The organism is Citrobacter sp. wls829 (assembly GCF_005280825.1).
GTDB lineage: Bacteria > Pseudomonadota > Gammaproteobacteria > Enterobacterales > Enterobacteriaceae > Citrobacter > Citrobacter gillenii.
Genome location: NZ_SZWP01000121.1, coordinates 1 through 271, shown reverse-complemented (window position 1 = coordinate 271; position 271 = coordinate 1). Strand labels below are relative to the sequence as shown.

Below are 271 nucleotides of genomic sequence, written 5' to 3'. Positions count from 1 at the left end.
CCGCTGGTGACGGTATAGGTGAAGGTATCCTGGCCGACATAACCCGTATTCGGCTGGTAGACCACCTTGCCGTTTTCAATGGTCACCGTGCCGTGCGCGCCGTTGGTGACGCCGGTAATAGCGCGGTCGGCGTTACTGAAGCTGTCGTTGCCGAGCGCGTCAACGGTGACCGGGTCGCCTGCATGGGTGGTGGCGCGGTCATCTTTCACATCCACGACCGGCGTAACGGTGATAACGAGCAACGCGGTAGCGGTGCCGCCGTCGTTGCCGT

The 271-nt window shown here is 62.4% G+C and carries 1 protein-coding gene; it reads right to left on the bottom strand.

Translation table 11 applies throughout. The features are described from left to right. Positions 1-271, bottom strand: a 271-nt coding sequence (locus FDW88_RS22365) for an Ig-like domain-containing protein (RefSeq protein WP_137363378.1), incomplete at both ends; no start/stop codon positions are given.